The organism is Flavobacterium sp. 3HN19-14, from assembly GCF_051373205.1.
Taxonomy (GTDB): Bacteria; Bacteroidota; Bacteroidia; order Flavobacteriales; family Flavobacteriaceae; genus Flavobacterium.
In genome coordinates this window covers 3,260,120-3,275,894 of sequence record NZ_JBPPZT010000001.1, presented here as the reverse complement: position 1 = coordinate 3,275,894, position 15,775 = coordinate 3,260,120, and the positions used below count along the sequence as shown (strand labels likewise).

12 protein-coding genes and 5 pseudogenes are annotated in these 15,775 nt (G+C 41.2%); 7 read left to right on the top strand and 10 right to left on the bottom strand.

Annotated elements, in window-relative coordinates; all coding sequences use genetic code 11:
* Position 1: 1 nt before the first annotated feature.
* The 3 genes and pseudogenes from ACSLFW_RS17690 to rsfS form a co-directional block, all read right to left on the bottom strand.
* A complete protein-coding gene (locus ACSLFW_RS17690; protein WP_436556842.1) occupies positions 2-601 on the bottom strand; it encodes a lactate utilization protein B/C in 600 nt (199 codons plus the stop codon).
* Between the two features lie 111 nt (positions 602-712).
* A pseudogene (gene ftsH, locus ACSLFW_RS17685) lies at positions 713-2,304 on the bottom strand (ATP-dependent zinc metalloprotease FtsH); the annotation flags it as partial.
* 329 nt (positions 2,305-2,633) lie between these two features.
* Positions 2,634-3,005, bottom strand: a complete 372-nt coding sequence (gene rsfS, locus ACSLFW_RS17680; RefSeq protein WP_436556841.1) for a ribosome silencing factor — start codon at positions 3,003-3,005, stop codon at positions 2,634-2,636.
* A gap of 150 nt (positions 3,006-3,155) precedes the next feature.
* Between rsfS and ACSLFW_RS17675 the strand changes: the two genes are divergently transcribed.
* Positions 3,156-3,836: a biotin--[acetyl-CoA-carboxylase] ligase gene (locus tag ACSLFW_RS17675; RefSeq protein WP_436556840.1), complete on the top strand. Its 681-nt coding sequence runs from the start codon at positions 3,156-3,158 to the stop codon at positions 3,834-3,836.
* A 305-nt stretch (positions 3,837-4,141) separates the two neighbouring features.
* On the opposite strand, the gene ACSLFW_RS17670 is transcribed toward ACSLFW_RS17675, so the two are convergent.
* Entirely contained in the window at positions 4,142-4,534 is a 393-nt protein-coding gene (locus tag ACSLFW_RS17670) for an SRPBCC family protein (protein ID WP_436556839.1), read from the bottom strand.
* A gap of 61 nt (positions 4,535-4,595) precedes the next feature.
* Positions 4,596-5,246 carry an orotate phosphoribosyltransferase gene (gene pyrE, locus ACSLFW_RS17665; RefSeq protein WP_436556838.1) on the bottom strand — a complete coding sequence of 217 codons (651 nt, stop codon included), beginning with the start codon at positions 5,244-5,246 and terminating at the stop codon, positions 4,596-4,598.
* Between the two features lie 7 nt (positions 5,247-5,253).
* Here pyrE and ACSLFW_RS17660 point away from each other — a divergent pair.
* Positions 5,254-5,839: pseudogene (locus ACSLFW_RS17660) on the top strand (NUDIX hydrolase).
* Here ACSLFW_RS17660 and ACSLFW_RS17655 read toward each other — a convergent pair.
* Positions 5,840-7,571 (bottom strand): annotated as a pseudogene (locus tag ACSLFW_RS17655) (M14 family metallopeptidase).
* 104 nt (positions 7,572-7,675) lie between these two features.
* On the opposite strand from ACSLFW_RS17655, the pseudogene ACSLFW_RS17650 reads away from it, so the two are divergent.
* Positions 7,676-9,016, top strand: a pseudogene (locus tag ACSLFW_RS17650) (DEAD/DEAH box helicase).
* A gap of 149 nt (positions 9,017-9,165) precedes the next feature.
* Here ACSLFW_RS17650 and coaD read toward each other — a convergent pair.
* The 3 genes and pseudogenes from coaD to ACSLFW_RS17635 all read right to left on the bottom strand — a co-directional run bounded on the left by coaD (position 9,166) and on the right by ACSLFW_RS17635 (position 11,332).
* Positions 9,166-9,621 carry a pantetheine-phosphate adenylyltransferase gene (gene coaD / locus ACSLFW_RS17645; RefSeq protein ID WP_436556837.1) on the bottom strand — a complete coding sequence of 152 codons (456 nt, stop codon included), beginning with the start codon at positions 9,619-9,621 and terminating at the stop codon, positions 9,166-9,168.
* A 38-nt stretch (positions 9,622-9,659) separates the two neighbouring features.
* Positions 9,660-10,352, bottom strand: a complete 693-nt coding sequence (locus tag ACSLFW_RS17640) for a DUF421 domain-containing protein (protein WP_436556836.1) — start codon at positions 10,350-10,352, stop codon at positions 9,660-9,662.
* 6 nt (positions 10,353-10,358) lie between these two features.
* Positions 10,359-11,332: pseudogene (locus tag ACSLFW_RS17635) on the bottom strand (D-alanine--D-alanine ligase).
* 178 nt (positions 11,333-11,510) lie between these two features.
* On the opposite strand from ACSLFW_RS17635, the gene ACSLFW_RS17630 reads away from it, so the two are divergent.
* From ACSLFW_RS17630 to ACSLFW_RS17615, 4 genes are read left to right on the top strand one after another with little or no spacing between them, the layout of a single operon-like run.
* Positions 11,511-12,101 carry a PASTA domain-containing protein gene (locus ACSLFW_RS17630; RefSeq protein WP_436556835.1) on the top strand — a complete coding sequence of 197 codons (591 nt, stop codon included), beginning with the start codon at positions 11,511-11,513 and terminating at the stop codon, positions 12,099-12,101.
* A 51-nt stretch (positions 12,102-12,152) separates the two neighbouring features.
* Positions 12,153-13,199 carry an RluA family pseudouridine synthase gene (locus tag ACSLFW_RS17625; protein WP_436556834.1) on the top strand — a complete coding sequence of 349 codons (1,047 nt, stop codon included), beginning with the start codon at positions 12,153-12,155 and terminating at the stop codon, positions 13,197-13,199.
* A gap of 10 nt (positions 13,200-13,209) precedes the next feature.
* The gene (locus ACSLFW_RS17620; RefSeq protein ID WP_436556833.1) at positions 13,210-13,413 is read left to right on the top strand and encodes a hypothetical protein; all 204 of its coding nucleotides are present in this window, start codon (positions 13,210-13,212) and stop codon (positions 13,411-13,413) included.
* Positions 13,382-14,119, top strand: coding sequence for a T9SS C-terminal target domain-containing protein (locus ACSLFW_RS17615; protein WP_436556832.1), 738 nt, complete (start codon positions 13,382-13,384; stop codon positions 14,117-14,119). Before ACSLFW_RS17620 ends, ACSLFW_RS17615 begins: the two co-directional genes overlap by 32 nt.
* A 208-nt stretch (positions 14,120-14,327) precedes the next feature.
* Here ACSLFW_RS17615 and ACSLFW_RS17610 read toward each other — a convergent pair whose 3' ends face one another.
* Positions 14,328-15,725, bottom strand: a complete 1,398-nt coding sequence (locus tag ACSLFW_RS17610) for an exonuclease domain-containing protein (protein WP_436556831.1) — start codon at positions 15,723-15,725, stop codon at positions 14,328-14,330.
* Positions 15,726-15,775 lie beyond the last annotated feature (50 nt).

Below are 15,775 nucleotides of genomic sequence, written 5' to 3'. Positions count from 1 at the left end.
CTTAAAGATCTTCTAGAAGCAGTAAATAAAGGTTTTTGGCTACGCTTCCGTAATGCAGGAAATCTTCTTCTTTTGCTTTTTCGAAATATTTTATAGTGGTAATATTGGTAGGGTAATCTTTTTCGTAACGTTTTTTGATTTCGCGTAAACCGTCACTTTTGTTTTCAATAATCTGGCTTGTAGTGGCAATAATTACGATGTTTCCGGGTAATTCCTGTGGTTTGTTTTGCTTGATCTGGTTCGATGAAAATAAGATGGAACCTTCATCGGCAATCAGGTTTTCGCAGCTCGCCAACAAAAATTTCGGATTTTCAGGCTTGATGTAATTGAGCTTATTCTCTTCGAGCATACTGAAAAGCTTCGGCTCATAGCAAACAGCTTCACTTTCAAACCAGTCGTTTTCTTCTAAAATATCTTCGAAATGATTTTTTACTTCCGTAAGATTTTCACAGTAGAGAAATTTTCCGCCGTTCTTTCTGAAATTTAAAGTAAAAAGCTCGTCAGCCTGCATGTTTTCTGTTGAAAATGTTTGCATTTCATTTTCTCTTTCTTCATCTGAAGACTCATTTCCGGTGCCAAAAAATTTTCTAAAAAGACTCATATGTAGGGTTCAAGTGCCAGATTAAAATCTGAAATCATTCAAAGATAAAAAAATCTTAATTCAAAAGTTTTTTTGAATTAAGATTTTTCTAAAAAACGGGTAAAATTAGCTTTATAAGGAAGTTTCTTCCTGCAAATTTTCATCGAAAGTCCGTTTGCCGAAAATGGCCTCAAGATCATCTTTGAAAATTACTTCTTTTTCAATCAGGATATCTGCCAGTTTATTGAGTTTGTCTTTATTGCTTTCCAGCAAATCGATTGCCCTTTGGTATTGCCCTTCGATCAATTCTGAAATTTCCTTGTCGATCACCTGCGCAGTTTCCTCAGAATAGGGTTTTGAAAAGCTGTATTCGCTTTGGCCAGTAGAATCGTAATAAGTCACATTTCCGATTTTATCGTTCAATCCGTAAATGGTGACCATCGCACGTGCCTGACGCGTTACTTTCTCCAAATCGCTCAAAGCACCGGTAGAAATCCTTCCAAACGTTACTTTTTCTGCTGCACGGCCGCCCATTGTGGCGCACATTTCGTCTAACATCTGGTTCCGGACGAACTATTAGCCTTTCTTCAGGTAAATACCAGGCGGCACCCAAACTTTGTCCGCGTGGTACAATCGTTACTTTTACGAGCGGCGCTGCGTGCTCGAGCATCCAGCTTACGGTGGCGTGCCCAGCTTCGTGAATTGCAATCGCGCGTTTTTCTTCCGGTGTTACGATTTTATTTTTCTTTTCGAGTCCGCCGACGATTCTGTCAACTGCGTCAAGGAAATCCTGTTTGTCAACTGCCGGTTTGTTGTTCCTGGCGGCAATTAAAGCGGCTTCGTTACAAACATTGGCGATATCAGCACCTGAAAATCCTGGTGTCTGCTTGGCTAAGAAATCAGTATCTAAATTTTCTACTTTTTTAAGCCGAACTAAATGCACTTCGAAAATCTCTTTTCTTTCGCGGATGTCCGGTAAATCAACGTAAATCTGTCTGTCGAAACGACCGGCACGCATCAAGGCTTTATCGAGAACATCGGCGCGGTTGGTAGCTGCCAAAACGATTACATTTGAATTGGTCACGAAACCGTCCATTTCTGTAAGTAATTGATTCAGCGTGTTTTCTCTTTCGTCATTGCCGCCTGACATGTTGTTTTTGCCACGCGCTCTTCCGACTGCATCAATTTCGTCGATGAAAATGATGGCCGGAGATTTTTCCTTCGCCTGCTTGAACAAATCACGAACGCGCGAAGCGCCGACACCTACGAACATTTCAACGAAGTCTGAACCTGATAAAGAAAAGAATGGGACTTTAGCTTCACCGGCGACTGCTTTTGCTAATAATGTTTTTCCGGTTCCCGGAACTGGCCGACCAGCAAAGCGCCTTTTGGTATTTTTCCGCCGAGATTGGTGTATTTTTCAGGATTTTTGAGGAATTCAACAATCTCCTGGATTTCCTCTTTGCGCCTTCTAACCCGGCAACATCTTTAAAAGTTGTTTTAATATCGTTCTTTTCGTCAAATAATTTTGCTTTGGATTTTCCGATGTTGAAAATCTGTCCGCCACCGCCACCGCCTGCCGCTCCTGACATTCTTCGCATAATCAATACCCAGAAAACCACGATAATGATAATCGGGACGATAATTTGGACGATGTCTGAAACGTTGCTTTTCGGTTGGAAATTATATAACTTAAGTTTTCCTTCAAGCTTTGCTTTTTCGAGTTTTTCCTGGAAAATTTTCTCGTCACCGTTGGCATCGAGATATAATTGAGTGCCTGTCTTCGGTAATTTTGCGAAAATCGGATCGTTCGACGCTGCCTTTGTAAGCGTGATTTCAGAACCTGATTTGTCGTAAACCACAACCTGCTCAAAGTAACCTTTTTCAAGATATTCGTTGAAGGTCGAGGTGTCGATGCTTTTTTTCTGGAAGGTATTTTCCTGTGTAAACCAGACAAAAGGAGTACCGCTGCCACTGCTCCATAAATCCACAACGGATTAAATTTTTGCATTTTTGGAGATGGATTATTATCGTTAGCCATTAAATTGCTTCTTTAGTATTTATTTTGGATTGTAGTAATCTTCGCGTCGCCCCAAAGGCTTTCGATGTTGTAGTATTCGCGAATGTGTTTCTGGAAAACGTGAACGACGATATTGACATAATCCATCAGCACCCATTCGGCGTTTTCAGCGCCTTCGACGTGCCATGGTTTGTCTTTTAGTTCTTTGGAGACGGTTTTTTGAACGGAAGTCACGATGGCATTTACCTGTGTGTTTGAGTTCCCGTTGCAAATGATGAAATAATCGCAGGCGGAATTGTCAATTTCCCTTAAATCCAGAATATCAATATCATTTCCCTTTACTTCTTCAATTCCTTTGATGATATTAGCCAGCAAAATATCATTATTTACAGTCTTTTTCGCCATTTATTGTTTGTGTATAAGTTTGCAAAGTTACCAAAATTTGTCGTATTTTCTGAACCTTAACAGAAGATTAAATTTTGTTGTATTAAATTCGCTTCATGCAATTAATCAAACTCGATGCCATAGATTCTACCAACGACTTCCTGAAAGGAATTGCAGGTAACCCTGAACCTTGAAAACTTCACCGTTGTCAGTGCTGAAAACCAAACGAAAGGAAAGGGGCAGATGGGGGCGAAGTGGGTTTCTGAAATCGGTAAAAACCTTATAATGAGTATTTTGATTAAGGATTTGCTGCCGGATATCAATCAGATATATAATTTGAACGTTGCTGTTGCTGTTAGTATTATCGAGGTGTTGGAAGATTATAAAATCCCGCAACTTTCTGTAAAATGGCCAAACGACATTATGGCAGGCAATAAAAAAGTAGGTGGCATACTGATTGAAAACAGTATCAGGAGTAGTGGCGAAATTTTCTCAATTGTAGGTATCGGGCTTAACGTCAATCAATCAAATTTTGAAGATTTACCGAAGGCATCGTCACTTTCAGTAGCCACCGGAATTTCATTCGACAAAGAGGAATTATTAGTAAAAATCACGGAAAGGATTGAACAGAATTCAGCTTTAATATTTGAAAATCAACCAGAAATTTTATGGAAAAGATATCTTTCATTTTTATTTAAAAAAGGAATTCCGATGGCTTTTGAAATTACTGCTTCCGGAGAAAGAATTATGGGGATAATCACTGATGTTTCTGCTGATGGGAAATTGCTTCTGAAGGTTGAAGATGATAGCATAAAATCATTTGGAATTAAGGAAATCCAAATGTTGTATTAGTGGAATCAAAAGTCAAGTCGAAACAAAATTTAACAAAAAGTACGGCTTTTCCGTAACCGACTTGTCGCGGAAAATCGTATCTTACCTTCAGGGAAGGGGAAAATGCATCCTTACAAAATAATCAGATTCCTTGTATACGGGAAAGCCGTAAAAATTGTTAAAGTTTTAATCTCATTTTCAATTTATAAGCTAAAACCAATTGCTTTAAGTTAGCTTGACGCAACACCAACAAAAAAGCCGCAATCAAATTTTGCAGCTTTTATTAATTTTATGTTGGTCTTCTGATTTCGAATTTTCCTTTTCGACTACAATTTTTCCATATTCACAGAAAGCGTCTCAATAAATTTACCAATAGGCCCTTTGATCATCATGGCCATCATCGCATTGAATTCGCCTTCAAAAAACAATTGAACAGTCGAAATATTTTCTGAAACAGCTTCAATATTAGCAGTCAAAGTAAATGGTAATTTATCCGAAGCGGCGCCTAAAACGATTTTCGAATTCGGCGTCTGCTCTTTCATTTTCAATTTGATTTCCGGCATTCCCTTCAATCCGAAAATAAAGGCATCTTCACTCAAAACCTCGAATTTGGCAATAGTATCGGGCATTAATTTTTCAAAATTGGCAACTTGTGTCAGTTGCTCAAAAATATATTGTGCCGGTTTCTGTACGGTTGTTTTTGGGCTTTCTAAATTCATAGGTTTAGGGTAAAGGGTTTAAGGTTCAGGGTAAGAACTGTCAATTATCAATTTTCCATTGTTAATTAAACTTCAATGCCCAGGTTGAAGGACTTACGCGCCATTCAATAAGCGTTTGTTCTTCTTCTTCTGTGATATATTTTTTCGACAAAGCCAATGGCAGTAGGCTTTCGTAATTGCTCAACGTATACAAATCGACATTAGCGTTCTTGAAATTTTTGTTCGCAACGTCAAATCCGTAACTGAAAATTGCAGCCATTCCTTTAACATTCGCGCCAGCTTCCTTTAAGGCTTCAACCGCCATCAGGCTGCTGTTTCCGGTGCTGATCAAATCTTCGATGACGACTACATTTTGTCCTTTTTGGAGAAAACCTTCGATTTGGTTCAATCTTCCGTGTTTTTTCGGCTCAGGACGAACATATACAAATGGTAATGCCAATGCTTCCGCAACCAATAATCCGATGCCGATGGCACCAGTGGCAACACCGGCAATTACGTCAGGTTTTCCGAATTGTTTTTCGATGTTTTTGGCGAATTCTTCCTTGAGATAATTGCGGATCGGTGGAAATGAGAGCGTTATCCTGTTGTCGCAATAAATCGGCGATTTCCATCCCGAAGCCCATGTAAAAGGATTTCCCGGATTCAATTTAATTGCGTTTATTTGTAAAAGCAACTCGGCAGTTTTACTGGCTGTATCTTTATTAAAAATCATACTACAAATGTATAAAGTTTTTGTGAACGACAAACCACTTTTTTTAACCAATGAAATCTTTAAAGAGACAGATTTTCAATTGTTTTTGCTGGAAAGTGCTGATATAAAGAAGATTATAACTAAAATATTTCAGAATAAAATTCCAAAAGCTTATTTGTACCATCCTGACGAAAAGGAAATCCTGAAGACGCTGAAATCAAAAATGCCGGTGCAAAAAGGGGGCGGCGGACTCGTTTATAACAAAAATAACGATGTACTTTTTATCTTCCGTCACGGCAAATGGGATCTGCCAAAAGGCGGTGTAGAAAAAGGCGAGGAAATGGAACAGACTGCCTTGCGTGAAGTCGAGGAAGAAACCGGCGTAACCAATCTTGTCATCACCGATAAACTCCAGAAAAACCTATCATATTTTCAAGCGCAACGGCCGCTACAAGCTCAAAATCACGCATTGGTTTGAAATGCGCACCGATTTTTCAGGCACACCACAAGGCCAATTGGAGGAAGGCATCGAGAAAGTCGCCTGGCTGAATCCGTCAGAAATTAAAGAGGCTTTGGAGAATTCTTATGAAAATATAAAATTGCTCTTCGAATAATCAGTTTATTTTTCGGTAAACCGGATACTGCAGATGCGCCTTTTCATAATAAACAGAATGTTTGTAAACCCAATCGAGCTGCGCTTCCGATTTTCAGCAAATTGCTTATCATCATTGATTTTTTGCTGTAATCCGGCTTTTAATTGCGGATTTTTCTGCAACAATTCCGCCGCCAGATCTTCAAATACATAATCAGAATAACCTTCTTTTTGCTGCAGCATTGTATCGAAGAAATTCCAATTGAAGAACGAATCGATGCCTTCAGGTTCAAGTGTTTCCAATAAATATTTCACGCCTTTCTGCCGCGTCGAAAAAATGTAATCGCCTTTATGAAAAGTGATTTTTTCCGTTTTTACACTGACTTTTGTATTGCGGTGTAAATAATGCCCTTCATAAGCCGAACTGACCGTATTGTAATCTGCAATCTTATAACTTTCTACTTCAATGATTGAGTCTTTTACCAATTGTGTGTATGCAATTCCGTTGCTTTTTAGCAAATCGATGACATCCCAGAAACCGCCCGGAACAATATACGCTTCAGGAATTATAATTTCTTTCGATGGCTTGAATTCTTTATAGAACGGAATGTTCTTCGTAAATGGTTTCGTCCTGTCATAGAATAATCTGTCTCCGGTCGTGACTTCGCTTTTCTTGTGCGAACCTTCAAATCCCATGAACGGAATCGTGCCGGCTTTTGCACTATCGACTTCCCAGCGCAGTGTATAATTTTTGCCAGGAGCATATTGCTTTTCATTTTCAAGCCGCATTTGCCTGATTTTCTGGTAGTTGTTATCAGCATAATCAATTGCAGAAATCATATATTCATAAGTAGCTTTGACGCGCGAATTGTATTTCTTGAGCATGTGCGTTTCGACCACAAATCCGATGGTATTGAAAAGTGAAGTGTATCCCGTTGCAAAACGCGGACTCTCGAAAAACTGCTGAAAGCCTTTCTCAGGCGTATCGCTCCAGGCATTGACATAAGGCGTCGTTTCGATTTTCTTCTTTTTCATATCGGCAACCAGCGCAGGCATCATTTCCTCATTGAGATATTTCCCAAGAATATTGCCGAGTTTGTTGTGTTGCGTCATGATATATGTCAATGTATATTGGTAATCGGCGCCGTCGCTCACGTGGTTGTCGATAAAAATATCAGGATTTGTCTTTTGGAATATTTCGATGAAACTCCGCGTATTCCTCGTATCGGTTTTGATGAAATCGCGGTTCAGGTCGTAATTGCGTGCATTACCGCGAAAACCATATTCTTCGGGTCTAGGTCCTGGTTCACGCGCGAAGTGGAATTCCTGTTCAAAGCCCCGCCGATATTATAAACCGGAATCGTCACTATCACAGTGTTTTTTGGAATTTTGATTTTCCCTAAAGCCAAGTCGCGAAAGAGCATCATCGTCGCATCGATGCCATCAGGTTCACCGGCATGGATGCCATTGTTGATTAAAATCACGGCTTTATTCTTATTGATTTCAGAAAAGTCGAAATTTTTATCCGGATTGAAAATTACAATATGCAACGGCTCACCACTGTCGGTCAAACCCATTTGTTCCATTTTTACAGATGAAAAATCTGCATCGAGCATTTGAAAATAAGCTATTGCGGTAGCATAATCAGCTGATTGGTTGCCGTTTCCTTTTTCAAAATAAGTGTCGTATTTATTGGATTTCTGAGCAAGAATACTTGTAGAAATCAATAAAATCAAAAGCGTAAAAATTCTCATTTTTGATATTTTCAAAGTGAGATCAAATGTAATGATTTACGCGTTTGCTGCATCAACTGATAATTCATAACCCAAAATTCATAATTCAACATTACCTTTGCCGCATGAATCCACATCATTCCAATAATATCCTTGCGAATTTAGGTATCGAAAGCCTCAACGAAATGCAGGAAGCCGCAGGCGAAACAATCTTAAACGATAACAATGTCCTGCTGTTATCGCCAACGGGTTCAGGAAAAACCATGGCTTTTTTATTGCCGGTTTTTGAAATGCTGCAGCCGGAAATCCTCTCAGTACAATGCCTGATTTTAGTTCCGTCAAGAGAATTGGGCCTGCAAATCGAACAGGTCTGGAAGAAAATGGGCACCGATTATAAAGTGAATGTGTGCTACGGCGGCCATTCCATCGATACCGAAATCAAGAATCTGAGCAATCCGCCAGCCGTTTTAATCGGAACGCCGGGAAGAATTGCAGATCACATTGACCGCGGTACTTTTCGCGCAGATAAGATTCAAACTTTGATTTTAGACGAATTTGACAAATCGCTGCAACTGGGTTTTCACGAACAAATGTCCTTCATAATCGCGAGATTGCCAAAGTTGAACAAGCGCGTTTTGGTTTCTGCCACTTCCGGGATTGAAATTCCAAGATACACCAAAGTCGTTAATCCGACTGTTCTCGATTTTATCAATGAAGAAGAAAAAAGCACGAATCTTTCGCTGAAAATGGTCATTTCGAAAGAGAAAGACAAGATTGGCAGCCTTTTCAATTTAATTTGTTCACTCAAATCTGAAGCCGCAATTATCTTCTGCAACCACCGCGACGCCGCCGAACGCATCAGTGATACTTTAAACGAAAAAGGAATTTACTCTGTTTATTACCACGGCGGAATCAGCAGGACGAACGCGAACGCGCTTTGATACAATTCCGCAACGGCAGCGTTTCTTATCTTGTGACGACAGATTTGGCCGCACGCGGACTCGATATCCCCGAAATGAACCACGTTATTCATTACCATTTGCCATCAAAAGAAGATGAATTTACGCACCGAAACGGAAGAACCGCAAGAATGTCGGCTTCGGGAACGGCATATATTATCGTAAATGACAGCGAAAAAAAGATAGAGTACATCAATTATGATATGCCGGTTTTGAATGTAGAAGGAAAAAATACGCTTCCGAAAACCACCGCATTTCCAGACGATTTACATCAGTGGCGGAAAAAAGAATAAACTCAATAAAATTGATATCGTCGGCTTCTTTTCGCAAAAAGGGAAGCTTGAAAAAGGCGATTTGGGACTGATAGAAGTGAAGGATTTCGTTTCATTCGCCGCAGTGAAATATGACAAAGTCATGCCGCTTTTGAAAAATATCCGCGATGAGAAGATGAAAGGAAAGAAGTTTAAGATTGAGGTGGCGCGGAAGGTGGTAAAGAAAGTTGAATAGCGAATTTGAAAATTAGCGAATTAGCGAATGATTTTTTAAAATTTCGTTTTCAAATCAAATACAGTAAGAAACTTACAATATCTAATTTCTGATATATTTTATGGATGTCGCTTGGCATTAGCTAATTCGCTAATTTTCAAATTCGCTAATTATTTCACTCTAACAGAATCCGGCACAAGCATTTCATATTCCCCATTATTCCTGATGACATCCCTTACAATACTCGAACTGATGTAAGAAGTATTCGCTGCCGTCAAAAGGAAAATCGTTTCAATTTTAGACAATCGGCGGTTGGTATGCGCAATCGCTTTTTCGAATTCAAAATCGGCTGGATTTCTCAAACCGCGCAGGATGAATTTCGCCTTTACTTTTTTGCAGAAATCAATCGTAAGCCCTTCGTAAGTCACCACAGAAACCGACGGTTCATCAGCAAAAGCTTCTTCGATAAACCGCTTTCTTTCTTCAAGTGAAAACATATATTTCTTTTCGGCATTGATACCAATAGCCACGATTATTTCATCAAAAAGCGGAATGCTGCGTTTGATAATATCAAAGTGCCCTAAAGTTATGGGGTCGAAAGATCCGGGAAAAACTGCTTTTTTCATATCTCAGCTAAAATGTAAAGGTAAGTATAAATTCAGATTTATGTGATGCGGAGTGTTTTTATCGCCGCAACCCATTCGGTTTTATTGCAGGTTTTACAGTTGCTGCTTCCGGGTTGGAGTGCTTCGGTTTGTCCGCAAAATGTGCAGGCGTAAAGTCCGTTTTCGGAAATCGTTTTGCTTTTCTGTGAAAATAAATGCGGCGTAATCGGGAGTCCGAACTTGACATCTTCGTCTTCATAATAATAAACGCTGACTTCACCGCTGGTTTCTAAATACGCATTTTTAACTTGTCCTAAATGCTCAACGGATTTAATGCGCAATTCGGTGAAAAATTCGTCCTGTGCCAGGCTTTCCTTCTTAAAAGTCGTCACGGAAAATTTCCCGTCATGAATCAGGCATTCTGTTTTCCCTTCGATGAATTCTTCGAACCTGCGGCTTTTTCCGGCCAGCCAGGTTACGACCCTGTACATGATGATGATGACAGAAAATACCGTAAAGGCAGGAACGATGCCCACATCTTCATAAAACATCGGGTCGCCTGCTGCTGAACCAAGTGCAATGATAATCACCGTTTCAAAAACCGATAATTGCTTCACGCCGCGCTTTCCGGTGAGTTTCATCGTGAGTAAAAGCACCGTAAACATGACTGCCGAACGGAAAATCACTTCCCATAAAAAATTAACCGGAAGCTCGTTAAATAAGACGCGTTCCCATTCGAAGATATCTTTCATATCAGGTTATTTTTGCAGGCAAAGCTCGATGGCGTTGGTGAATAAATCTTCGAGTGAAATTCCCGCAGCTCTTGCCTGTTGCGGAATAAGGCTTTCGGTTGTCAATCCCGGAATCGTATTCACTTCGAGCAAATGCGGTTCATCATTTACAAAAATGTATTCACTGCGCGAAAAGCCGCTCATTTTCAAAATTTCATAAACGCGTTTGGCTACGGTGCTGACTTTTGCTGTCATTTCGTCTGAAATTCTTGCAGGTGTGATTTCCTGGGATTTTCCTAAATATTTGGCTTCATAATCGAAGAAGTCGTTTTCTGAGACGATTTCCGTAATCGGCAAAACCGTCACCGTTCCTTTATAATTGATGACCCGACAGAAACTTCGGTGCCGTCGAGGAAACTTTCGATGATGATTTCGTTGTCTTCTTTATAAGCGACTTCAATCGCAATCGGCAATTCATCGGCATTTTTCACTTTAGAAATACCGAAACTTGAACCCGATTTATTGGGTTTTACAAAACACGGTAATCCGACTTTTGCGACAATTTCGGCTTCGTTGATGACATCGCCTTTGTTGAGGTAATAGGATGTCGCGGTTTTAATGCCATAAGGTTTTAACACCGAAAGCAGATCGCGTTTGTTGAAGGTGAGTCCGGCCTGGTAGAAATTGCACGAGCTTTGCGGAATGCCGAGCAATTCGAAATACGCCTGCATCAACCCATCTTCGCCCGGCGTTCCGTGAATCGCATTGAAAACCGCGTCAAATTTAATTTTTTCACCATTTGCGGTCACCGAAAAATCGTTTTTATCGATTGGGAATTCCGCATTTTCATCATCAACATAAACCCATTTTTCCTTGAAAATATGAATGCGGTAGCCTTTAAATTTAGATTTATCAAGAAATTGGTAAACGACATTTCCGCTTTTAAGCGAGATTTCGAATTCGCTGGAGTAGCCGCCCATGATGATGGCAATGTTTTTCATTTTGGATGTTTGGTATTGGTTAATTTTAGAGAAAAGAATCAAGAGGCAAGAATCAAGACAATACAGGAGTGTTGATTCTTGCTTCTTTCTTCTTTGCCCTCTCTCCTCACAAAATTATCATTTTTTTTGAAACCGATTGCTTTTACTATTTTATATCTTTGCGGGAAATAAAGCAACTATGAGTTTAAGCAATTATCTGAAAAGCAAAGTATTTTTTATCCAGTTGGCGATGGCTTTTGGGATTATCCTGGTTTTGGGATTCCTTTTGCTGCAATGGATCAGTTTTTCGACGAATCACGGTGAGGAAATCACGGTGCCGAACCTGGCAAAAATGTCAGTAGAACAAGCCGAAGAAAAACTCGATGATGCCGATTTGGATTATGTATTGCTTGATACGGTTGATTATGTTGCCGATTATCCGAAGTTTTCTGTCGTAAAACAAGATCCGTTGGCGGGCGACAAAGTTAAAAAGAACCGTAAGATTTATTTGAAAATCAATTCTTCCGAATTTACGTCTGTTCGTGTTCCCGATCTTATAGAACGCACTTTGAGGCAAGCTGATCCTACTTTGAAATCAGTCGGACTCGTACTCGGCAAAATCACTTACAAACCTTATTTAGGAAAAGATATGGTGCTGGAGATGAAGCAAAACGGCAAAAACCTGAAGCCCGGCGATAAAGTGCTTAAATCTTCTGTAATTGATTTAGTTCTGGGCGACGGGAAGGTCGGTTATGATGAAGAACCGGTTGATTCTTCAGACACAAATTAAATTGCTTTGCCTTCGGGCAGATGATTTCCGAATTCCAAATTTCTAAAAAAAATGAACTCCGAATACACGCCTGACCTCGATTCAGAAGACGACCTTTTTGAGCACTACCGCTTTGAAGTCCCAAAAGGACAGGCTTTCCTGCGCATCGACAAATACCTAATGAGCCAGATTGCCAATTCAACGCGCAATAAAATCCAGAATGCAGCTGAAAACGGGGATATTTATGTAAATGATGTTCCGGTAAAATCGAATTATAAGGTAAAGCCGATGGATGTGATCCGAATCTTACTGTCACATCCACCATTTGAAAACCACGTACTGCCCGAAAATATTCCGCTAGACATTGTTTACGAAGATGACGCTTTATTGCTCATCAACAAGCCTCCCGGACTCGTAGTACATCCCGGGCACGGCAATTATACCGGAACTTTGGTCAATGCTTTGGCGTATCATTTCGAAAACCTTCCGATGAACAGCAGCGAACACCCCGGACTCGTGCACCGCATAGACAAAGACACTTCCGGGCTACTGGTAATCGCCAAAACAGAAGCCGCCATGACGCACCTGGCAAAACAATTCGAAGCCAAAACTTCTGAACGGGAATATGTCGCTTTAGTCTGGGGAAATGTCAAAGAAGACGAAGGCACCATCGAAGGCAATATCGCGCGGCACGTTAAAGACCGCATGCAAATGGCCGTTTTTGCCGACCCTGAAATCGGAAAACCGGCAATCACGCATTATAAGGTTTTAGAGCGTTTCGGGTATGTGACTTTGGTTTCCTGTGTATTGGAAACCGGCCGTACGCACCAGATCCGCGTGCATATGAAACATATCGGGCATACATTATTCAATGACGAACGTTACGGCGGACATCTCATTTTAAAAGGCACGACATTTACCAAATACAAGCAATTCATTGACAATTGCTTCAAAACTTTGCCGAGGCAGGCGCTTCACGCGAAGACACTCGGATTTGTGCATCCGGTGACAGGCGAAATGATGCGTTTTGATACCGAATTGCCGCAGGATATGCAGGAAGTGATTGAAAAATGGCGCAATTATTCCAAATCGCATACGGCTGAAGACGAAGAAGAATAGTCAGCGAAAAATGAAATTGGCGAAAATCATATCACAAGCGATACTGTTTTTCATAACTGTCAATTCCTTCGCACAGGAAATTGCGCCTGAAAGGGTATTCCGCCCTGAAACAAAACGCAGCTGCATCCGCCCAAAATCCATCTTCAAAATCAACAATACAATCAACGAAGGTTCCGGACTCGTTGCCCTGGAATGGTTTACTCTGGACGCATAACGACAGCGATGATGCGACGCTTTACGCCCTCGACACCATCAGCGGAAGCATCGTCTCAGCATATCCGCTGCCGCTCAAAAACCACGATTGGGAAGAACTCAGCCAGGATCAGGATAATTTTTATCTCGGCGATATCGGCAATAATTTCGGAAAGAGAAATGTGCTTTCCATTTACAAAATCGATAAAAGTTCTTTGTTGGCACATCAGCCAAAAATCGATACCATCACTTTTTCCTGGCCTGAAACTATCGCCAAAGGCGAAAAAATGCACATCAATTTCAATTGCGAGGCGATGGCGGTGATTGGTGACAGTATTTATCTTTTTACCAAAGAATATCAGAAAACCCGCCAGACACAGGTATTTTCAATTCCGTCAAAACCTGGGAATTATGTTGCTAAATACAAAGCAACTTTGAAAACGCGTGTACTTGTCACTGGCGCGAATTACAACGAAAAAAATAAGACCCTTGCGCTTTGCGGATACAACCTGACGGTACGGCCTTTTATTTTACTGTTCAGTGCATTTGAAAATAATGATTTCTTTTCAGGAAAAATGCGCAAAATCAGGATCAAAAAACGCTTCCGGCAAACGGAAGGCATTGCCAGTTTTGACGGAAAATCCTATTATACTATAAGCGAAGATTTACAGTATTCGTTGCTGCATACGCCGCCAACGTTGCAGAAAATTGTGATAGAGGATAATTAGAAAGCATTTAAACACAAATTGCACGAATTTCCACAAATTTATCAGTAGAAATTTGTGGAAATTTGTGTTATAGAATTGAATAGTTAGAGAAATCCGCGTTTATCTGCGACTTTCTCTTTCATCGCGTTCCCTGACCACCCCGGCCTGCGGCCACCCCTCCGGAGGAGGGGAATGCAGAATGTGCAATTACTAATGTAGTAGTGATAAATTAATCTTCGGAATAACTCTTTTTTGACATCGCTTTTTGTTTGAAAACCTTCCCCGGATATTTCTCTGCATACCCATGAATCAACTGCATGATATAATGGTTGCTGTGGTGCGGCGTCACATAGTCTTTGATGGCAGCCGGATTTGAAATCTGGATATCGGTGCCAACGTAACCCATGCCGTAAAAATGCCCGTTCTCGACCCAGATACAGCTTTTTTCATCTGCCGTGCGGCCTTTGTCGATGATGGCAAAATTCGGCCTGTTCTCTTTTATGAAAGCGATGGCATTTTCGATTTTTTCGTTATGGCTATCAATTTCAGGCAGTGCGGAATCGTCCTGCCGTAGCGGTAATCCGTCTTCAACGGTGACGCAGTATTTACAAAAACGATTGTCTATTTCAAATTTAACGGCAAGATTGCGCAACAGGTTGATGCCGTCGTTGAGGTTGTTGAAAGATTCGATATTGGTCTGGAATTTACTCACCTTTCCAATCGCCAGATAGCGGTAACCACTGCGCGCTTCGTATTCATACAGTCCGAATTTGGGTTCAAAGCCTTTCAGTGCGCGGTTGTAGGTTGGCCAGAGCTTCTTGATTTCGGTGCATTCGAGCAAAAGCGCCATCAATTCGGTTGCACAGACTTCAAACGAAATGCCGTAAATTTCACGCAGGAAATGCTGCCGTTGCGAAGTGATCTTATGGCCGCTGAAGTGAGACGCGACGCGCTTTTTAAGATTGACCGCTTTCCCTACATAAACAACTTTCTTTGCATCATTATAAAAATAATATACGCCCGGTTTTTCGGGTAATTGTGCGAAATCTTCGGGAGGCAGATTGGGCGGCAGGCGCTGGTCCTGTGCTGTTTTCCTGATCATTTTCTGCATTTCGCCTTCAGCATCCCATTCGAGCAATCGCGAAAATAATATGGCGGTGGCATCGGCGTCACCTCCTGCACGGTGGCGGTTTTCAACGTTGATGTTCAGCGAACGGCACAGATTCCCGAGGCTGTAAGACGGCAGTCCGGGTTTGATTTTCCGCGACGCGCGAACGGTGCAGAGCTTCCTGGCAGTCCATTTGAACCCGGATGCTTCGAGCTGGTGCCGCACGAACGTATAATCGAAATTGACATTGTGGGCAACGAAGACCCTGTCGGTCAGCATTTCGAGCACCTTTTCTGAAATGTCATCGAAAATCGGGGCATCGCGCACCATTTCGTTATTGATGCCGGTGAGTGCGAAAATCGGCAACGGGATTTCCTGCTGCGGATTGACGAGTGTCTCCCAGCGGTCGATTACCTGCGTGCCGTCGTGAATGATGATGGCGATTTCGGTAATGCGGCTGCCACTGGCATTTCCGCCTGTGGTTTCAATATCGACAATGGCATATTCGGTGTTTTTCATTAGAAAAAGGGAAAGGAAAATTGATTCGTGAGCTTACAAAAATATCGTAT